The 18,589-nt window shown below is 70.2% G+C and carries 16 protein-coding genes; 6 read left to right on the forward strand and 10 right to left on the reverse strand.

What is annotated here, in order from left to right:
* Positions 1 to 49 precede the first annotated feature (49 nt).
* Complete coding sequence (locus tag F6X51_RS05740; RefSeq protein WP_150962273.1) at positions 50 to 1,123, reverse strand: ABC transporter ATP-binding protein; 1,074 nt, start codon at positions 1,121 to 1,123, stop codon at positions 50 to 52.
* 264 nt (positions 1,124 to 1,387) lie between these two features.
* Between F6X51_RS05740 and F6X51_RS05745 the strand changes: the two genes are divergently transcribed.
* Both F6X51_RS05745 and F6X51_RS05750 read left to right on the forward strand, forming a co-directional pair.
* The gene (locus F6X51_RS05745) at positions 1,388 to 2,314 is read left to right on the forward strand and encodes a dihydrodipicolinate synthase family protein (RefSeq protein ID WP_150962274.1); all 927 of its coding nucleotides are present in this window, start codon (positions 1,388 to 1,390) and stop codon (positions 2,312 to 2,314) included.
* Positions 2,315 to 2,324: 10 nt separating this feature from the next.
* Positions 2,325 to 3,710, forward strand: a complete 1,386-nt coding sequence (locus F6X51_RS05750; RefSeq protein WP_150962275.1) for an FAD-binding oxidoreductase — start codon at positions 2,325 to 2,327, stop codon at positions 3,708 to 3,710.
* Between the two features lie 89 nt (positions 3,711 to 3,799).
* Here the strand turns inward: F6X51_RS05750 and F6X51_RS05755 are convergent, their stop codons facing one another.
* From F6X51_RS05755 to F6X51_RS05775, 5 genes are all read right to left on the reverse strand, one after another.
* On the reverse strand, positions 3,800 to 4,729 hold the full coding sequence (locus tag F6X51_RS05755; RefSeq protein WP_150962276.1) for a BKACE family enzyme: 930 nt from the start codon (positions 4,727 to 4,729) through the stop codon (positions 3,800 to 3,802).
* A 2-nt stretch (positions 4,730 to 4,731) separates the two neighbouring features.
* Positions 4,732 to 5,655, reverse strand: a complete 924-nt coding sequence (locus tag F6X51_RS05760; protein WP_150962277.1) for a 3-hydroxyacyl-CoA dehydrogenase — start codon at positions 5,653 to 5,655, stop codon at positions 4,732 to 4,734.
* A gap of 133 nt (positions 5,656 to 5,788) precedes the next feature.
* Positions 5,789 to 8,347 (reverse strand): branched-chain amino acid ABC transporter ATP-binding protein/permease, encoded by a 2,559-nt coding sequence (locus F6X51_RS05765; RefSeq protein ID WP_150962278.1) that lies wholly within the window; start codon positions 8,345 to 8,347, stop codon positions 5,789 to 5,791.
* Positions 8,348 to 8,361: 14 nt separating this feature from the next.
* Positions 8,362 to 9,237, reverse strand: coding sequence for a branched-chain amino acid ABC transporter permease (locus tag F6X51_RS05770; protein ID WP_150962279.1), 876 nt, complete (start codon positions 9,235 to 9,237; stop codon positions 8,362 to 8,364).
* 7 nt (positions 9,238 to 9,244) lie between these two features.
* Complete coding sequence (locus tag F6X51_RS05775) at positions 9,245 to 10,504, reverse strand: ABC transporter substrate-binding protein (RefSeq protein ID WP_150962280.1); 1,260 nt, start codon at positions 10,502 to 10,504, stop codon at positions 9,245 to 9,247.
* 119 nt (positions 10,505 to 10,623) lie between these two features.
* On the opposite strand from F6X51_RS05775, the gene F6X51_RS05780 reads away from it, so the two are divergent.
* The 4 genes from F6X51_RS05780 to F6X51_RS05795 all read left to right on the forward strand — a co-directional run bounded on the left by F6X51_RS05780 (position 10,624) and on the right by F6X51_RS05795 (position 14,796).
* Positions 10,624 to 11,325, forward strand: coding sequence for a GntR family transcriptional regulator (locus F6X51_RS05780; protein WP_150962281.1), 702 nt, complete (start codon positions 10,624 to 10,626; stop codon positions 11,323 to 11,325).
* 14 nt (positions 11,326 to 11,339) lie between these two features.
* A complete protein-coding gene (locus tag F6X51_RS05785; RefSeq protein ID WP_150962282.1) occupies positions 11,340 to 12,107 on the forward strand; it encodes an SDR family oxidoreductase in 768 nt (255 codons plus the stop codon).
* 125 nt (positions 12,108 to 12,232) lie between these two features.
* Positions 12,233 to 12,967: an SDR family oxidoreductase gene (locus F6X51_RS05790; RefSeq protein WP_150962283.1), complete on the forward strand. Its 735-nt coding sequence runs from the start codon at positions 12,233 to 12,235 to the stop codon at positions 12,965 to 12,967.
* A 23-nt stretch (positions 12,968 to 12,990) separates the two neighbouring features.
* Positions 12,991 to 14,796, forward strand: coding sequence for an IlvD/Edd family dehydratase (locus F6X51_RS05795; RefSeq protein WP_150962284.1), 1,806 nt, complete (start codon positions 12,991 to 12,993; stop codon positions 14,794 to 14,796).
* A gap of 232 nt (positions 14,797 to 15,028) precedes the next feature.
* Here F6X51_RS05795 and F6X51_RS05800 read toward each other — a convergent pair whose 3' ends face one another.
* The 4 genes from F6X51_RS05800 to F6X51_RS05815 all read right to left on the reverse strand — a co-directional run bounded on the left by F6X51_RS05800 (position 15,029) and on the right by F6X51_RS05815 (position 18,468).
* Positions 15,029 to 15,979 (reverse strand): LysR family transcriptional regulator, encoded by a 951-nt coding sequence (locus F6X51_RS05800; protein ID WP_150962285.1) that lies wholly within the window; start codon positions 15,977 to 15,979, stop codon positions 15,029 to 15,031.
* 54 nt (positions 15,980 to 16,033) lie between these two features.
* A complete protein-coding gene (locus F6X51_RS05805; protein WP_150962286.1) occupies positions 16,034 to 16,708 on the reverse strand; it encodes a DUF1028 domain-containing protein in 675 nt (224 codons plus the stop codon).
* On the reverse strand, positions 16,705 to 17,130 hold the full coding sequence (locus F6X51_RS05810; protein ID WP_150962287.1) for a RidA family protein: 426 nt from the start codon (positions 17,128 to 17,130) through the stop codon (positions 16,705 to 16,707). Before F6X51_RS05810 ends, F6X51_RS05805 begins: the two co-directional genes overlap by 4 nt.
* 66 nt (positions 17,131 to 17,196) lie before the next feature.
* Complete coding sequence (locus F6X51_RS05815) at positions 17,197 to 18,468, reverse strand: flavin-containing monooxygenase (RefSeq protein WP_150962288.1); 1,272 nt, start codon at positions 18,466 to 18,468, stop codon at positions 17,197 to 17,199.
* Positions 18,469 to 18,589 lie beyond the last annotated feature (121 nt).

Below are 18,589 nucleotides of genomic sequence, written 5' to 3' on the forward strand. Positions count from 1 at the left end.
TCCTCGTGACAGGGACTTCGGGTGTCCCGTTTCCGGGCGAACCGGTTCGTTAGGCGCGTGATCCGGTCGGCAGGCGACGACCGGTCTCGGCATCGAAGAAGTGGACGAGGTTCGGGCGCAGGGACACGGTCTCGCCGGGCTTCTGGCGCACGCGCTCCCGCAGCACGCAGGTGAGGTCCTGGGCGCCGGCGCGCACCGCCAGCAGGGTTTCGGAGCCGGTCGGCTCGACGACCACGACCGTGGCGGCGAGCCCGTCCGCGGCGAGGTCGAAATGCTCGGGTCTCACCCCGAGGATCAGCCTTCGGCCCGCCGCGCCTTCCGGCGCGTCGTCGAGCGGAATGGTCAAGCCGGATTCGGCGACGAAGGCGAGGCGCCCGTCCGCCCGCACCGTTCCGGGCACGAAGTTCATCGCCGGCGAGCCGATGAAGCCCGCCACGAACAGGTTGTCGGGCCGGTCGTAGAGCTGGAGCGGCGGGCCGATCTGCTCGATCACGCCGTCATGCATGACCACGATCTTGTCGGCCATGGTCATGGCCTCGATCTGGTCGTGGGTGACGTAGATCGTCGTCGTGCGCAGCCGCTGATGCAGTTCCTTGATCTCGGTGCGCATCGCCACACGCAGCTTGGCGTCGAGGTTCGACAGCGGCTCGTCGAACAGGAAGACCTGCGGATCGCGCACGATCGCCCGGCCCATGGCGACCCGCTGGCGCTGGCCGCCGGAGAGCTGGCGCGGGTAACGATCGAGCAGGGCGCCGAGGCCGAGGATCTGCGCCGCCCTGTTCACGCGCTCGTCGATCTCGGCGGCCTTCGCCTTCCGGATCCTCATCGAGAACGCCATGTTGTTCCGCACCGTCAGATGCGGGTAGAGCGCGTAGTTCTGGAACACCATGGCGATGTCCCGCTCCTTCGGCGGGACATCGTTGACGACCCGTTCGCCGATGCTGATCTCGCCGCCGGAGATGTTCTCGAGGCCGGCGATCATGCGGAGCAGAGTCGACTTCCCGCACCCCGAGGGCCCGACCAGGATCACGAATTCGCCGTCGCGGATGTCCACGGACACGCCGTGCAAGACGTTGGTCGTGCCGAAAGCCTTGCGAACCTCGCGGATTCCCACCGAGGCCATGCTTCCTCCTGAACCGGGCAGCTCTGGCGGCCGCTCCAACCCGAGCAGTACAATCGAGCGCGCGGGGGAAAGCAAGTCGAAGCGGATACCGTTTCCCGCCTCGGTCGAAAGGATCACGCGGCTTGTCACGACGCGTCGCGGCCGCCGCCGTGGGGACGCGCGCGGCTTGAGCGGTCACGCCTCCCCTTCGGCGTCGACGATGCTAAGCTCGGTGCCGCTCGGCCTCGACGCCGATGCGGAGCAGAACCGAGGGAGGATCCGGCGATGACCACCGCCCAACGCCCCTATCGCGGCGTCTTCCCCGTGGCGCCCACCGTCTTCGACGCGGCCGGCGCGCTGGACCTTCATGGTCAGCGCAGGGCGATCGACTTCATGATCGATGCCGGCGCCGAGGGCCTGTGCATCCTCGCGAACTTCTCCGAGCAGTTCGCCCTATCGGACGTCGAGCGCGACACGGTGATGGACACCGTGCTGGACCACGTGGCGGGCCGCGTGCCCGTGATCGTCACGACGACGCATTTCGCGACGCGCATCTGTGCCGAGCGCTCGCGACGGGCGCAGGCGGCCGGCGCGGCCATGGTGATGGTGATGCCGCCCTATCACGGCGCCACGATCCGCGTCCCCGATCTCGGCATCTACGACTTCTTCCGCGCCGTCTCCGACGCAATCGCGATCCCGATCATGATCCAGGACGCGCCGGTGGCCGGCACGCCCCTGTCGCCGGCCCTGCTCGCCCGCATGGCGCGGGAGATCGAGAACGTCGCCTACTTCAAGATCGAGACCGCGGGGGCCGCCGGGAAGCTGCGCGCGCTGATCGCCCTCGGCGGGGCGGCGGTCGAGGGGCCCTGGGACGGGGAGGAGGCCATCACGCTGATGGCCGACCTCGATGCGGGCGCCACCGGCTCGATGACCGGCGGAGCCTATCCGGACGGCATCCGGCAGATCACCGACGCCTACGCGGCCGGCCGCCGCGAGGACGCGATGGACGCCTACGCGCGCTGGCTGCCGCTGATCAACTACGAGAACCGGCAATGCGGGCTCCTGGCCTGCAAGGCCCTGATGCGGGCGGGCGGCGTCATCGCGCACGAGACTGCGCGGCTGCCGGTCCAGCCCATGGATCCCGAGACCCGCGCCGGCCTCATCGAGATCGCGCGTCGGCTCGACCCGCTCGTCCTGAGCTGGAGCCGATGAGGAGCCCGAGATGTCATCGACCGATCCGATTGCCGCCGATCTCCTCCTCGAACGCCTCGCCGCGATCGTCGGACCCTCCGGCCTCGTGACCGGCGACGAGCTGCGCGCCAGGCCGGCGAGCTGGACACGTCCGGCGGAGCCCTGCACGGCGCTGGCGCTGGTCCGCCCCCGCGACACCGCCGAGACGCGGGCGGTCATGGCGGCCTGCGCCGCCGCGGGCCGCTCGGTGATCCCCCGCGGTGGCGCCACAGGCCTCGTCGACGGCACCCTGGCCACGCCCGAGGATATCACCCTCTCGACCGAGCGGATGACGGGCATCGAACCGGTGGATGCGCTCGGGATGACCGTGATCGCGGGCGCCGGCGCGACCATCGCGGCCGTCCAGCACGCCGCGGCGGAATGCAACCTGTTCTTCCCCCTCGATCTCGGCGCGCGCGGTTCAGCGACGGTCGGCGGGACGATCTCGACCAATGCCGGCGGCCTGCGCGTCCTGCGCTACGGCATGATGCGCGACATGGTGCTGGGCCTCGAAGCCGTGCTCGCCGACGGCAGCGTCGTCTCCTCGATGCGCCCGCTGATCAAGAACAACACCGGGCTCGACCTGAAGCAGCTCTTCGTCGGCACGGAGGGCACGCTCGGCCTCGTCACGCGCGCGGTGCTGCGCCTTCGGCCGGAGCCCGCCGGCCACGTCACGGCCCTGATCGCCTGCCCGGGGCCCGATGACGGGGCGCGGGTGCTGCGCGCCGCCCAGAGCGCCTTCCAGGGACGGGTCTCGTCGTTCGAGGGCCTGTGGCCGGACTTCTACCGCCTGATGACGGCGCCCGGCCGCACGAGCCCTCCGCTCCCGCACGGCTCCCCCTTCTACGCACTCGTCGAGGTCGAGTGCGTGCCGGCGGAATCCGACCGCTTCCTCGCTCTGCTCGACGACCTCATGGGTGCGGGCACGGTGCTCGACGCGGCGGTCGCCGCATCCGAGGAGCAGCGCCGGGCGATGTGGCGCATCCGCGATCAGGTCGAGCACCTGAACGCGGACGGGCTGCATCGCGCCTTCGACGTCAGCCTGCCGCTCGCGGCGATGGATAGCTACGTGCGCGGGGCGCTGGAGCGGATGTCGGCGATCCCGGGCTGTCGCGCGGTCGTGTACGGCCACATCGGCGACAACAACCTGCACTGGAACACGACCCGTCTTGACGCGAACGCCAACGCCGCCATCGACGCGGCGATCTACGAGCCTCTCGCGGCGCTCTCGGGCTCCGTCTCGGCCGAGCACGGCATCGGCCTCGAGAAGCGCGCCAAACTCGCGCTGTCGCGCTCGGCGGAGGAGATCGCCACGATGCGCCTCGTCAAGCGCGCCCTCGATCCCCAGAACCGTCTGAACCCGGGCAAGATCTTCTGAGGGATCGCCCGCCCGGGGCGGGTTCGTATCGAGAGGTGCGGCGCAGATCGGGCGGCCCCCGACCGGAGCCGACCCGCTCCGGGGAGGCCTCAGAACGCGACGTTGTCGCCGCCTTTCAGGTCCAGGATCTCGCGCGCCTCGTCGGGCGTCGCCACGGACAGTCCGAGCCCCTCGATGATGGCCCGCACCCGCCGCACCTGCGCGGCGTTGCTCTCGGCGAATTTGCCCGGACCGTCCCACAGGCTGTCCTCGAGCCCGACCCGGACGTTGCCCCCCATCGCGGCCGCCATCGCGGCGATGTTCATCTGGTTGCGGCCCGCGCCGAGGACCGACCAGCGATACTGATCGCCGAAAAGCCGGTCGGCCGTGCGCTTCATGTGCATCACGTCGTCGGGATGCGCCCCGATGCCGCCCTGCAGGCCGAACACGGTCTGGATGAACAGCGGCGCCTTCACGAGGCCGCGGTCGAAAAAGTACTTGAGATTGTAGAGATGCGCCGTGTCGTAGCATTCGAACTCGAAGCGCGTTCCGTTGGGGCCGCAGGTCGCGAGGATGTGCTCGATCTGGCCGAAGGAGTTGCGGAAGATGATGTCCTTGTTGCCGAGGTAATCGCGCTCCCATTGATGCTTCAGATCCTTGAAGCGATCGAGCATGCCGAACAACCCGAAGTTCATCGAGCCGAGATTGAGGGAGGCGACTTCCGGCTGGAAGGTCGCGGCCGGGCGAACCCGCTCCTCGATCGACATGGTGGGCGCGCCGCCGGTGGTGAGGTTCACGACGCAGCCAGAGCGCTGCTTGATGATCGGCAGGAACCGCGCGAAGGCCTCCGGGGTCTGGTCCGGTTGGCCGGTCTCGGGGTCCCGGGCGTGGAGATGGACGATGGCCGCCCCGGCCTCGGCCGCTCCGATCGCCGCGTCGGCGATCTCTTCCGGCGTCACCGGAAGGTAGGGCGACATGCTGGGCGTGTGGATCGCTCCCGTCACCGCGCAGGTGATGATGACCTTCGGCTGTGCTGCCATGCTCAGTCCCTTTGCGTGTCCTTGTGCGCGCGAAGCGCCGCGAGCCGTGCGTCCCGGCGGCGCATGCGGGCGGGGAGATCGGCGGGGGCTCGCCACTGGGCGAGGATCGCCTCGGTGGCGGGCGCCTCGTAGACCGCCGGCGAAGCCGGATCGGCCGCGAGCCGCTTGTAGAAGCCGGTGTAGCGCGCGCAGTAATCGGCGATGCCGCCCGGCGCGTTCAGTTCGATGGTCTCGAACGGGCCCATGAAGCTCCAGCGCAGGCCGAGCCCGTCCGCGACCGTCCTGTCGAGATCCTGCGGGGTTACGTAGCCCTCGGAGGCGAGGCGGAAGGCCTCCGCCAGAAGTGCCCCCTGCAGCCGGTTCAGGATGAAGCCCTCGATCTCCTTGATCACCGTGATCGGAACCTGCCCGATCTGCTCGTAGACCGTCCGCGCCCGGGCCAGCGCCTCGGCCGCCGTCCAGGGCGCGCCAGAGATCTCGACCAGAGGGATCAGGTGCGGCGGGTTCACCGGGTGGCCGATCAGGCAGCGCCCCCGGCCGGGCAGGTCCTGCGTGAACAGCGAGCAGCGGATCGCCGAGGAGGAGGAGGCGATCACGACGCCATCGGGCGTCAGCGCATCGAGCTCGTCGAAGAGGGCGCGCTTGATATCGAGCCGCTCCGGCCCGTTCTCCTGCACGAAGGCGGCGCCGTCGAGACAGGCGACGAGGTCGTCGACGGCCCGGATCCGACCCGCCGCACCGGCCGGATCCGGGCAGAGGCCGTGCGCGGCGAGGTTGTCCAGACCCTCCGCGCAGAGCGGCACCGCGGCCCGCGCGATGCCGGATGCCGCGTCGCAGAGGCGCACGTTCCAGCCCGCGCGGGCGAAGATCATGGCCCAGGCCCGACCGATCAGGCCCGCACCGACGATGGCGACGGATTCGCTCACGATGGCCTCATGCTGCGGGAGGCGCGCGTCCGGTCCGCGATCTCACCGCGCGTCGCCGCGCGGCGCGGATGCAGGGGCGTGTCGCGGCGAGGCGGGCGGATCGAAAACCCTGAGAATCGTTGCTCGGATCGCCTCACAGCCAGAGCACCTTCTGACGCAGCGCCCGATCCTCGCGCAGCAGCCGCGATTCTCCGGTCCATTGCACCGCCCCGCGCTCGAGCGCGACGGTCCGGTCCGACAGCGCCAGGGCGAGATCGAGGTGATGGTCGACGATGATGATCGCGATCTCGCGGCGCAGGCGGTCGAAGGCCTCGAACAACTCCTCCGTGACGGCCGGCGACAGGCCCTCGAACGGCTCGTCGAGGAGGAGGAGGCGGGTATCGCCCGACAGCGCGCGGGCCACTGCCACCATCTGCTGCTCTCCGCCCGAGAGCCGTGCGGCGTCGACGCTCCATCGCTGCTTCAGGCGGGGGAAGAATTCGAGGACCCTCTCCTCGTCCCAGTGCACGCCCGCACCGGTCAGGCGACGCAGACGGCCGAGGCCGAGGTTCTCGGCGACGCTCATGCCGGAGAACAGCGCGCGCCCCTGGGGAACGTAGCCGATCCCGAGCCTTGCGATCCGGTCGGGCGTCAGCCCCGCGATGTCCTGGCCTTCCAGCACGATGCGGCCGCTCGCGGGCGGTGCGGTGCCGATCAGGGTTTTGAGGAGCGTCGACTTGCCGGCGCCGTTGCGCCCGAGCAGCGCCACCACCTCGCCGCCGCGCAGGGTCAGGTCGACGGCGTTGAGGATGTGCGATTTACCGTAATAGGTGTCGACCGCGCTCATGGTCAGCAGGTCGTTCGCCGCGACCGCGCTCGCGCGGGGCTTGGCCGCGATCGCCGCCGTCCCGGAGCCGAGATAGACCGCCTGCACCTTGGCGTCGTCGCGGGCATCCGCCACGGATCCGTCGACCAGCACCGCGCCGTCGGCCATCACGGTGACGCGGTCGGCGAGGCGGAAGACGCGGTCGATATCGTGTTCCACGAGGAGCACCGGGATATCGGCGGAGAGCGCCTTTATCAGGTCGCCCACGCGCTCGCGCTCGGCTGCGGCGAGGCCGGCGAGGGGTTCGTCGAGGAGGAGGACGCGGGGACGCGTGGCGAGGGCGAGCCCCATGTCGAGGAGCCGCTGGCCGCCGTAGGAGAGGCTGCCGGCCTCCGCCCGCTCGATGCCGGCAAGGCCGGTCCAGCGCAGCAGCTCGGCGGTATCGTCGGTGATCTCGCGGATCGCGAGGGCGTCCCGCCACGGACTGAAATGGCCGGGGTGGCGGGCCTGCACGGCAAGCCGCACGTTCTCCGCCACCGAAAGACCCGGGAACAGGTTGGTGATCTGGAACGAGCGTCCGAGGCCGGCCCGGGTGATCGCATGCGGCTCCAGGCCGCCGATCGCGCGGCCGTCGAGGAGAATCTGGCCGGAATCCGGGCGGAACATGCCCGAGAGCAGGTTGAAGGCCGTGGTCTTGCCGGCCCCGTTCGGACCGATCAGCGCGTGCAGCGTTCGGTCGGCCACCGCGAACGAGACGCCGCGCACCGCCGCCACGGCTCCGAAGGCCTTGCGGATGTCCTGCGCCACGAGGACGGGTCCCGCGCTGCGCGCTTCGGCGATGAAGCGGGCCGGGACCCGGCCGGAAGCGCCGACGCGGCGGGCCGCCATCGCGGCCGCCTCGGTGGGGACGCGGCGGAACGGCCGCGTCAGCCGCGCCCCGATCCCGACGAGGCCGTCGGGCGAGAACACGATGAAGGCAACGAAGAGAAGGCCGAACCAGAGCAGCCAGTCGCCGGTATAGATCGACAGGAATTCGCGGAAGAGGATGTAGAACAGGGCGCCGATCGCCGGTCCCAGGAACGACCGCATGCCGCCGATCACCGTCATGGCGAGCAATTCGCCCGAGAAGGCGATGGAGATTGGATCGGCCGAGGTGAATCGGTGGTTGAAGGCGGCCAGCGCACCCGCGAGCCCCGTGATGGTCGCCGAGAGCACGAAGGCCGCGAGCTTGTATCGGTTCGTCGCGTAGCCGAGGAAGCCGGCGCGCTGCTCGTTCTCGCGGATCGCCACCAGCACCGTGCCCATCGGCGAACGGCGGAGGCGCCACAGGGCGAGCAGGACCAGGACGGCGATGGCCGACACCGCCGCGTAGAGCGCGACCGGATCGTCGAGGACGGCCCAGCGGTGGATGCCGCCGATGCCGTTCTCGCCGCCCGTCAGGTCCGTCCAGCGAAACGCGATGGCGTAGAGCATCGCGGTGAAGGCCAGGGTGAGCAGCGAGAAGTAGACGCCGCGTCGCCGCAGGATCAGGCTTCCGGCGACGAGCGCCGCGAGCCCCGTGAGGACGAGGGCGCCGAGCAGCGGCAGGGCCATGTCGCCGGGCAGCAGCCGCGTCTGGAGGATCGCCACCGCGTAGGCCCCGATGCCGAACCAGGCCCCGTGGCCGAACGAGACGAGCCCCGCCCAGCCGACGAGGATGTTGAGGCCGAGCACCGCGAGGCCGAAGATCACCACATCCGTGGCGGTGATCATGGTGAGGCCGATCGCGTCGAGGCCGAAGGGCAGCACGACGAGGGCCGCGAGGGCCGCCCAGAGCTGGCGCACCTCGCGCAGGATCAGGCGGCGCTGCGGCGCGACGAGCGGAAGCGTCTCGGCGGTTCCGGACATGGGCCCCTCTCCGCTCACTCGAACCTGGCGATGTGCTCGCCGAAGAGCCCGCGGGGGCGGGCGAGCAGCACCAGCACCATCAGCGCGTAGACGGCGGCCTCGGTCGCCGGCGGGTAGGCGTAGGCCGTGAGACCCCGGAGGACGCCGACGATGAGGGCGGCGAGCACGACGCCCCAGAACGAGCCGAGCCCGCCGATCACCACCACCACGAAGGCGAAGGTCAGGATCTCGGCTCCCATGGCCGGCTGCACGCCGGTGACCGGCGCCATCATGGTCCCGGCGAGCGCCGCGAGCCCGACCGCGATGGTGACGACCGCGGCCATGTAGGGCCGCAGCGAGATGCCGAGTGCCGCCACCATGTCGGGGTTCTGCACGCCCGCGCGGACGACGCGGCCGAAGCTCGTTCGGGTCAGGAGCAGCCAGAGACCGCCGACGCAGGCCAGCGCCACGACGAGGATCGCGAGCCTGTAGCGCGAGTAGATCAGGTCGCCGACGAAGACCTGTCCGCGCAGCCAGCTCGGAATCGCGAAGGGCAGCGGCGCCGCCCCGAAGGCCATGCGCAGCCCCTGCTCCGCGACCATCGCGAGGCCGAAGGTCAGGAGCAGACCGAGCGTCGGGTCGTCGCGGTAGAAGCGCCGGAGCAGGAACCGCTCGATGACGAGGCCGAGCAGCGCGACCGCGAGGGGCGAGGCGATGAGAGCCCCGCCGAAACCGATCCGCGGCGTCAGCGCGACCGCCAGGTAGGCGCCGATGGCGTAGAAGGCGCCGTGCGCGAGGTTGACGATCCCGCCGAGGCTGAAGATCAGCGACAGGCCGAGCGCGATCAGCAGATATTGCACGCCGATCAACAGGCCGTTGAGCACCTGTTCCAGGATGAAGGCGAGCTGCACGGGTGCCTCACGCCGGGAAGGTGCAGGCGTTCTCGTCGCGGGTCGTGGCCACGACCTCCAGGCTCTCGTTCGCGCCCGGAATGGCACCGGTCGACTTGAAGATGTCGTACGGGTTCTTGATCGCGTCCGCCGGCAGGGCGGTGATCGCGTACATCTCCTGCATCAACTCGTGGTCCCAGGAGCGGAAATAGCCCTCGCGGCCCTTCGAGATGTTGAACTTGGCGCCCTTCTCGAGGTGCTCGACCACCTTGATCGATTCGGTCGCCTTCAGTTCAATCATGGATTGCGCGACGACCTTCATCGCCGTGTAGTCGCCCCAGCCCTGGTTCTCGGGCGGGCGCTTGTACTTGGCCCGGAAGGCCGCGACGAAGCGCTGCGCGGACGGCGCGTCGATCAGGTGGTGCCAGATCACCGGCCACGTGCCCAGGAAGTTGCCCTGGCCCGCGCCCCAGGCGAGCGCCGTGTCGAAGCCGAAGCCGGCGACCGGGTACGGCAACCCGAACTCGCTGTATTGCTTCAGGAAATTGGTGATCTGGGCGCCCGCGAGATTGCAGATGACGAGGTCCGGCCGTCCCTGGCGGATCTTGAGCAGGAACGGCGAGAAATCGGTGAGTTCCGTGGGAATCAGGTCCTCGCCCGCGATGGTCGCCTCGTTGGCGCTCATGAACTTCTTCGCCTGCTTCAGCAGGTCGTGTCCGAAGGCGTAGTCGGCGGTCAGGGCGTAGACCTTCTTGCCCTTGATCAGACCCTGTTCGAGCAGGGCGCGGCCGGCGGCGCGCACCATCATGGTGTTCTGCGCCTCGACGTGGAACATGAAGCGCTTGCAATCCGAGCCGCGCAGGGCGTCCGAGTTGGCGCCGGTGTTGACGAACAGCACCTTCTCGCGCTGGGCCACCTGGCTGATCGCCAGCGCCGAGGCGGAGTTGATCTCGCCGACGATGCAGGCGACGCGGTCACGCTGGATCATGCGCTCGGCCTTGGCCGAGGCCGTCTGCGGATTGACGCTGTCCTCGGCGAGAAGTTCGATCCTGCGGCCGTTGATGCCGCCCGCCGCGTTGATCTCCTCGACCGCGAGTTGAGCCGCCTGCACCGCGAACTCGCCGAGGGGGCCGAGAAAGCCCGTGCGCGGGGTGAGGTGACCGATCCGGATGACGTCGGGCTGCCCTTGCGACAGGGCCGGCCGCGCGAGCGCCGGGACGATGAGCGCCGCGCCGCCGGCCCGCAGCCAGTCGCGGCGCGAGAGAGAATCGCCGATTCGATCGGTCATGGCCTCGCTCCCGTGCGTGTCCTCCAGCCGGGCTTTCGCGGCGGGCTCTGGCGGCCCCGCCCAGGCTGTGATCACAGATCACTAGCGCGATAGTGCCGACCTCGTCTAGTGTTCGGCACATGAGTTCATCATCGGCGCTTGCCGAACTGCCGCAGCTCGATCGGCGCACCCTCGGCGACACGACCTACGAGGCGCTGTCGGACCTGCTCGCCGCGGGCCGCCTCGCTCCGGGCGACCGCCTGTCGTTGCGCCGGAGCGCGGCGGTGCTCGGCGTGTCGGTGATGCCGGTGCGCGAGGCCGTGAGTCGCCTCGTGGCCGAGGGCGCGCTCGAGGTCTCCCCGAATCGCGCGATCCGCGTGCCGACGATGACCCGGGTCGAATTTCGGGCGCTCGCCGAGACGCGGATGGCGGTGGAGGGGATCGCCGCCGCCCGGGCGGCCGAGCAGCGCAGCGAAGAGCATCTGGCGGAGATCCACCGGACCGAGGCCGCGTTCCGGAGGACCGCGGAACGCGCCGATCCCGACAGCGCGATGGCGGTCGCCCTCAATCGCGATCTCCACTTCGCGATCTACGCGGCCTGCGGCCTGCCCCCCCTTCGGGAGATCATCGCCCGCCTTTGGCTGAAGGCCGGCCCGGTCATCAACCTCGATCTGCGTGCGCATCCCGAGCGCCTGCTCCAGGGCTTCGCGCTGCGCCGCCACGCGGAGGCGCTCCGGGCGATCGAGGCCCGCGACGGGGCCGGTGCGGCGGCGGCCATCGCGGCGGATATCGGGGAGGCTGCCGAGTTCATCATGTCGCGCGGCGGGTTGCGGGACGGCTAGAGGGAGGGAGCAGGATGGATCTCGGAATCACGGGACTTCGCGTGCTGGTGACGGCGGGCGCGGCCGGAATCGGGCGCGCGGTGGTCGAGGCGTTCCTCGAGGAGGGCGCGCGGGTCTTCGCCTGCGATGTCGACGCGCAGGCGCTCGCGGACCTGCCGGCGGAGGTCGGACGAAGCCGGACGGATGTCGCGGACCGCGACGCGGTCGCCGCCATGATCACGGCCGCCCTCGACCACCTGGGGGGCCTCGACGTGCTCGTGAACAATGCCGGCATCGCCGGTCCCACGGGCCGCGTCGAGGAGATCGCCCCGGAGGAGTGGGACCGCTGCCTGAGCGTCTGCCTGACGAGTCAGTACAATTGCGCCCGCCTCGCGGTGCCGCACCTGCGCGACAGCCGCAACGCCTCCATCGTCAACCTGTCCTCGGCCGCGGGCAAGTTCGGCTTCGGCCTGCGCAGTCCCTACGCGGCCGCGAAGTGGGGCGTGATCGGCTTCACCAAGTCGCTCGCGATCGAGCTCGGCGAGGCGGGTATCCGGGTCAACGCGATCCTGCCGGGCCTCGTCGCCGGCGACCGACAGCGCCGGGTGCTGGAGGCCAAGGCGCAGCAGCAGGGGACGAGCTTCGGCGAGATGGAGCAGCGGGCCTTCTCGTTCGTCTCGATCAAGACCTACGTGACCGCGCGCCAGATCGCCGACCAGATCCTGCTGCTCTGCTCGCCCCGCGGCGGGACGATCTCGGGGCAGGCCATCGCGATCGACGGCGACACCCGCATGCTGTCGTAGTCGCGACCAGGCGGCGGGAGCCGGATCGCCGGTGCGCGTCGTGCCGATCGGCGGCGAGGGCTGAACGCCGGAGGGGACCGGAATCGGGGGATGCGGGTCTTCCGCAGATCGAGGAGGGATCAGGCATGCGTCTTTCGGGCAAGGTCGCGCTCGTCACCGCGGCGGGGCAGGGGATCGGCAGGGCGAGCGCCCTCGCGATGGCGCGCGAGGGCGCGACCGTGCTGGCGACCGACGTGCGGGCGGAGGCGCTCCGCGGCTTCGACGGGGTGCGCAACATCAGCACCGCCCCGCTCGACGTCCTCGAACCCGCGCAGATCGAGGCCGTGATCGGCGGCCTCCCCCGCATCGACGTGCTGTTCAACTGCGCGGGCTACGTCCATTCCGGCACGGTGCTGGAGGCGAGCGACGCGGATTTCGACCTCGCCGTCCGCCTCAACGTGCGCTCCCAGTTCTGGACGATCCGCGCGGCACTGCCGCGGATGCTGGAGAACGGCTCCGGGAGCATCGTCAACATGGCGAGCGTGGCGAGTTCGGTCCGCGGCCTGCCGAGCCGGTTCGTCTACGGCCTGACCAAGGCGGCGGTGGTCGGCCTGACGAAATCCGTCGCCGCCGATTTCGTCGGCCGCGGCATCCGGTGCAACTGCATCTGCCCCGGCACCGTCGACACCCCCTCCCTCGCGGACCGCATCAACGCCTTCGACGACCCGGCGGCGGCGCGCAAGGCGTTCATCGCCCGCCAGCCCATGGGTCGGCTGGCGCAGGCCGACGAGATCGCACCCCTGGTGGTGTTCCTGGCAAGCGACGAATCCGCCTTCGTCACGGGCCAGAGCTACTCGATCGACGGCGGCATGACGATCTGAGGCGACCTGTCCGGGAGAGGATGATGAGCGAGACCCGCCGCATGGCACCCGCCGACCTGCGTTCCAGGGCGTGGTTCGACAATCCGCACAACCCGGGCATGACCGCGCTCTACCTGGAACGCTACCTCAATTTCGGGCTGACCCCGGAGGAGTTGCGCTCGGGCAGGCCGCTCATCGGCATCGCCCAGACCGGGTCCGACCTGTCCCCGTGCAACCGCCATCATCTCGAGCTGGCCAAGCGCGTGCGCGACGGCATCCATGCCGCGGGCGGGGTCGCCTTCGAATTTCCCTGCCACCCGATCCAGGAGACCGGCAAGCGCCCGACCGCCTCCCTCGACCGCAACCTCGCCTACCTCTCCCTCGTCGAGGTCCTCTACGGCTATCCCCTCGACGGCGTCGTGCTACTCACCGGCTGCGACAAGACCATGCCGGCCTGCCTGATGGCCGCCGCCACCGTGAACATCCCGGCGATCTCGCTGAACGTCGGCCCGATGCTCAACGGCTATTTCCGCAAGGACCTGACCGGCTCCGGCACGGTGGTGTGGAAGGCCCGCGAGCGCCACGCGGCCGGCGACATCGATTTCCAGCAGTTCATGGACATCGTCGGCTCGTCGGCGCCGTCCACCGGCCACTGCAACACCATGGGCACCGCCTCGACGATGAACGCCCTCGCCGAGGCCCTCGGCCTCGCCCTGCCCGGCACGGCCGCGATTCCCGCTCCCTATCGCGAGCGCGGACAGGCGGCCTACGCGACCGGCCTGCGCATCGTCGACATGGTCTGGGACGACCTCAAGCCCTCCGACATCCTGACGCGCGAGGCCTTCGAGAACGCCATCGTGGCCAACGCCGCCATCGGCGGCTCCACCAACGCCCCGATCCACATCAACGCCATCGCCAGACATATCGGTGTGCCCCTCACCAACGACGACTGGGAGCAGGTCGGCTTCGACATCCCGCTCCTCGTCGACATGCAGCCGGCAGGGCGCTGGCTCGGCGAGGAATATTTCCGGGCGGGCGGGCTTCCGGCGGTGTTCGCCGAGCTGATCGAGGCGGGGAAGGTGCATGCGGACGCGCTCGCCTGCAACGGCCGCACGATCGGCGAGAATTATCGCGGGAAGCACAGCTGGGACCGCACGGTGATCCGGGCCTACGACGCCCCGCTGATGCCGCGGGCGGGCTTCCTCAATCTCAAGGGGACCCTGTTCGACTCGGCGATCATGAAGACCTGCGTGATCTCCGAGGAGTTCGCCGCGCGCTACCTGCGCAACCCCGCCGACCCGATGGCCTTCGAGGGGCGCGTCGTCGTCTTCGAGGGCCCGGAGGACTACCATCGGCGCATCGACGACCCGGACCTCGACATCGACGCCCACACGATCCTGGTCATGCGTGGCGCGGGCCCGATCGGCTATCCGGGTGCGGCCGAGGTGGTGAACATGCAGCCGCCGGGCGCGCTGATCCGGCGCGGCGTGACCGCGCTGCCCTGCATCGGCGATGGCCGCCAGTCCGGCACCTCCGGCACGCCGGCGATCCTCAACGCCTCGCCGGAGGCCGCCGCCGGTGGCGGCTTGGCGCTGCTGCAGACCGGCGACCGGATCCGCATCGACCTCAACAGGCGCAGCGCCGACATCCTGCTGCCGCCCGACGAGATCGCGCGACGCCGCGCCGACCTCGCCGCCCGGGGCGGCCATCCCTATCCCGCTACACAGACGCCCTGGCAGGAGATCTATCGCGCGGCGGTATCCCAGCTCGACCAGGGCATGGTCCTCGAGGGTGCGGCCAAGTTCCAGCGGGTGGCGCAGATCTCGGGCGTGCCGCGCGACAACCATTGAGCGCCACCTGAGCCTCGGATGTCGTGGCCCGGGAAGCCCGCCTGCCGCCGCACCGGCGGCACCTGCCGCCTTTCGAAGGCGCGGGCATCGGACGATGCCGACCGGACGGGATTGGCACGCGACACGGATTGAAGGCCGCTGCGACCGAGTCCTGCCCCCGGAACGAACGCGGTGCCGTGCCGAACCGCGACCGTCGGAGCGAGGGGCTCAAGGGTCAGGTCGAGCGCCCCGATCACTCGATTCGGACCCTCTCGGCATCGACCGGCGCGATCATGCCGGGAATGTAGGAGCGCGAGATGTGAGCCTGGCAATGGGTATGAAAGGCCTCGACGAGCCGCGAGGTCTGCAACGCGCGGAGCGTGGCGACGCCGACGGTCATGGGGCGATGCTCGCCGGCGATGCGGACGGATGTCAGCCCCCGCCCGTCGAGGGCCTGACTCGATTTCGGTCGCGCGTTGAACAGCGCGTATCCGAATCCGTTGGCGACCATCGTCCGGACGACGTCCTGATGGGCCGACCGCGCGGCGACGCGCGGAACGAGCCCCTCGTTCAGGAAGAGAGCCATGAAATATTCGCGGCTCAGAGGCAGGTCTAGCAGGACCAGGGCCTCCTCCGCCAGCTCCTGCAGGGTGACCGCCGCCTGCCCGGCGAGCGGGTGCTTGTCGGAGACGACCGCGTAGGGCGGCAGGCTGACGAGGGGGTGGAAGTCGATGTCGTCCGCCAGCCGTAGATCGTAGATCAGGGCGATGTCGGTCTCGCACCGGCGCAGGCCCTCGAGCAAATCCTCCTGATGCCCCTCGACGTGGCTCACCTGCACAGCCGGGAAGGCCGTCATGAACGACTGGCTGAGTTCCGGCACCAGCATCGGGGCGAGCGTGACCATGCAGCCCACAGACAGCGAGCCGCGCACCGTCAGGCTGGTCTGCGAAGCGACCGTGTACAGGCCCTCCGCCTGCGCGACGACGCGCTTCGCCTCGGCGAGCAGCGTCCGGCCGGCCGAGGTGAGCGACAGGCCCTGGGCGTGGTGGCGCACGAAGAGCTGCGCGTTCAGCTCCTTCTCCAGATGCGAGATCGCCGTGGAGATGGAGGGCGGGGAAATGTGAATCCGCTCCGACGCGAGCGTGATGCTTCCCGTCTCGCCGGCAGCGATGAAATATTCGAGCTGGCGCAAGGTGAACCGCATGGTCGGCTCATATCATGCGGCCCAGCTGCGAGGTAGCGACGCGCCGAGACGCGCCTACAGGTCTCCCGGCACGCCGTAGCTCGGCGCCAGGGAGGGGTCGCGGGCGCGGGTCACGTAATCCTCCAAGAGCGGCTTGTAGCGGGTCCAGAGCGCGGCCAGGCCCGCGACCGGGCAGTCCTCGGTCCAATCGATCCTGAGATCCGCCACGGGCCACGACACGTCGCGCACGATCATCATGCCGGCCGAGTGCACCGGACCGGCCTCGCCGCCGGCCTCGAGCGCGGCCTGCATCGCCTGGATCAGGCGGTCGCCGAGATGGCCCTGCGAGCGCCCGAAGGCGTCGACCATCGCCTGGGGCACGCCCGGATCGGCCAGGAGGTTGCCGCCGCAGGCCACGTTCTCGGCGCGTGCCTCGGCCCAGATGCCGAGCGCGCGCGGCCCGGAATGGATGGCCGATCCGCCCAGCGCGTCGACCACCAGCACCTGACGGAATGCCATGTGGGGGGCCGCGCCGCGCAGCACCCCGATCACCTGTTCGGCGCCGGCGCCGAGCTGGAGCAGATCCAGGGCGCGGACGCCGAGCGCCGGGTCGGTCACGTTCTGGCTGGCGACGGCGCCGACACCGGCGCGGGCATGGGCGCAGCGCGCCGCGACGGCGGGGGACGAGGAGGACACCGCCACGCCGAACATCCCGGTTTCAGCGCAGCGCGCCGCGATCGAGAACGTCATGCCGCATCATCCGGAATGACGGCTGTGCCGTCGATCTCGACCAGCCATTCGGGCCGCGCCAGGGCCTGCACGACGAGCCCCGTCGACACCGGATGCACGCCCCGGATGTACTCACCCATGGTCCGGTAGACGGCTTCGCGGTGGCGCACATCGGTGATGTAAACCACGACCTTGACGAGGTGCTCCATCCTGCCGCCGCACTCCTCGATGAGCTGGCGGATGTTCTGCATGACCTTGTGGGTCTGCTCGACGGGATCGTGGCTGGCGATGTTTCGCGCCGTGTCGAGATCCTGCGGACATTGCCCGCGCAGGTAGACGGTCCGTCCGCCGCGCGTGACGACCGCCTGGCAGAGGTCGTTGTCGAGCGTCTGCTCCGGGTAGGTATCCCGGGTGTTGAACGGGCGAATCCGCGTGTGCAGCATCTGTGTCTCCAGGAAAGAGGGAAGCGGGTTCCGGGCGAGCCTGAGTCGGGCTCGCACCCGGCAATGTCAGGCGGCCTCCTCGCGCCCCGCGGCCGCGTGGTAGGCGAGATACCGGCGCTGCGTGGCGATGTGGTCCGCCACGTAGGCCGCATCGTGCCAGACGCCCCAGATGAAGCTCGAGCCCCGTCGTGACTGCCAGGGCAGGCCCAGGAAGTAGATGCCCGGCTCGGCCGAGACGCCGCGCTGGTGCGTCGGCCTGCCCGCGTCGTCGAACGCGTCGACGGAAAGCCAGCCGTAATCCGCGGTGAAGCCGGTTGCCCAGAGGATCGTGGTGATCCCGGCCCGGGCCAGGTCGAGGCTGCGGATCGGGTCGGTCACGCAGGGAGCATCGGGCACGGTCGCGCGGGCTTCGGGGTCTTCCCGAAGGTCGAGGCCGTTGCGGGCGACGTAGGCGTCGGCCTCGTCGAGGACCGACAGGTAGTTCGCGTCGCCGCGCGCGAGATTGTCCGGGAGATCCGGCGCGAAGGTCAGCGTCCCATCGCCGTAGGATTGGGTGCGCCCGACGAGGATCATCCCCTCCGCCGCTAAGCGCCGGAAGTCGACGGTCTCGCCGCCGCGCGCGCCGCTGACCGCGATGGTGACATGCTCCGCGCCGGGACCGGGTGTCGCGGCATCCCATTTGCCCAGCACGCCGAGCCACCAGCAGAAGTCGCGGTCCCGGTAGGACCGCGGCGGACGATCGTGCGGCCCGACCGAGAGGTAGACCGTCCTGCCCGCGCGCAGGAGCTCGTCCGCGATCTGGCTGCCCGAGGAGCCCGCGCCGACGACGAGGACGGCGCCCTCGGCCAGCCCGGCCGGATTGCGGTAGGCGCTGGAATGGATCTGGGTCAGCCCCGGCAGCTCCGGCACGAGGGCCGGGATGACCGGGTTCTGGAAGGGGCCCGTCGCCGCCACCACGCTCAGCGCCTCGATCACGCCGTCGGAGGTCTCGACCTCGAAGCCCGGGCGGCGGGCGAGCTTGCGCACCTTGCGCACCGCCACGCCGCAGCGGATCGGCGCCTTGATCCGCTCCGCGTAGGCCTCGAAGTAATCCGCCACCTTCTCCTTCGCGACGAAGGCGTCGGGACGGGTGTCGGGAAATTCCAGTCCCGGGAAGCGGTCGTGCCAGGCGGGGCCGTTGGCCACCAGCGAGTCCCAGCGCTCGGAGCGCCAGCGCTCGGCGATCCGGTGCCGTTCGAGAACGAGATGCGCGATGCCGCACCGGCTCAGATGCTCGCTCATCGCCACGCCCGCCTGGCCGGCACCGACGACCAGCGTATCCATTGTCTCGACCGGCATCGTGGGCCCTTCCAATATTGGACGCGGAGCAGCTTTGAGCGTCAGGTTATCGTTCGGACGGCGGAGCGACCATTACGTTTCGGGTTGGCAGTGATTCGGTTTTCCCGAATGCTGCGGCACG

The organism is Methylobacterium planeticum (genome assembly GCF_008806345.1).
Taxonomy (GTDB): domain Bacteria; phylum Pseudomonadota; class Alphaproteobacteria; order Rhizobiales; family Beijerinckiaceae; genus Methylobacterium; species Methylobacterium planeticum.

Excerpts from the sequence above, each read along its gene's own strand:
- F6X51_RS05740 (WP_150962273.1), bottom strand. The coding sequence starts at position 1,123 with ATGGCCTCGGTGGGAATCCGCGAGGTTCGCAAGGCTTTCGGCACGACC.
- F6X51_RS05745 (WP_150962274.1), top strand. The coding sequence starts at position 1,388 with ATGACCACCGCCCAACGCCCCTATCGCGGCGTCTTCCCCGTGGCGCCC.
- F6X51_RS05750 (WP_150962275.1), top strand. The coding sequence starts at position 2,325 with ATGTCATCGACCGATCCGATTGCCGCCGATCTCCTCCTCGAACGCCTC.
- F6X51_RS05755 (WP_150962276.1), bottom strand. The coding sequence starts at position 4,729 with ATGGCAGCACAGCCGAAGGTCATCATCACCTGCGCGGTGACGGGAGCG.
- F6X51_RS05765 (WP_150962278.1), bottom strand. The coding sequence starts at position 8,347 with ATGTCCGGAACCGCCGAGACGCTTCCGCTCGTCGCGCCGCAGCGCCGC.
- F6X51_RS05775 (WP_150962280.1), bottom strand. The coding sequence starts at position 10,504 with ATGACCGATCGAATCGGCGATTCTCTCTCGCGCCGCGACTGGCTGCGG.
- F6X51_RS05780 (WP_150962281.1), top strand. The coding sequence starts at position 10,624 with ATGAGTTCATCATCGGCGCTTGCCGAACTGCCGCAGCTCGATCGGCGC.
- F6X51_RS05785 (WP_150962282.1), top strand. The coding sequence starts at position 11,340 with ATGGATCTCGGAATCACGGGACTTCGCGTGCTGGTGACGGCGGGCGCG.
- F6X51_RS05790 (WP_150962283.1), top strand. The coding sequence starts at position 12,233 with ATGCGTCTTTCGGGCAAGGTCGCGCTCGTCACCGCGGCGGGGCAGGGG.
- F6X51_RS05795 (WP_150962284.1), top strand. The coding sequence starts at position 12,991 with ATGAGCGAGACCCGCCGCATGGCACCCGCCGACCTGCGTTCCAGGGCG.
- F6X51_RS05800 (WP_150962285.1), bottom strand. The coding sequence starts at position 15,979 with ATGCGGTTCACCTTGCGCCAGCTCGAATATTTCATCGCTGCCGGCGAG.
- F6X51_RS05805 (WP_150962286.1), bottom strand. The coding sequence starts at position 16,708 with ATGACGTTCTCGATCGCGGCGCGCTGCGCTGAAACCGGGATGTTCGGC.
- F6X51_RS05810 (WP_150962287.1), bottom strand. The coding sequence starts at position 17,130 with ATGCTGCACACGCGGATTCGCCCGTTCAACACCCGGGATACCTACCCG.
- F6X51_RS05815 (WP_150962288.1), bottom strand. The coding sequence starts at position 18,468 with ATGCCGGTCGAGACAATGGATACGCTGGTCGTCGGTGCCGGCCAGGCG.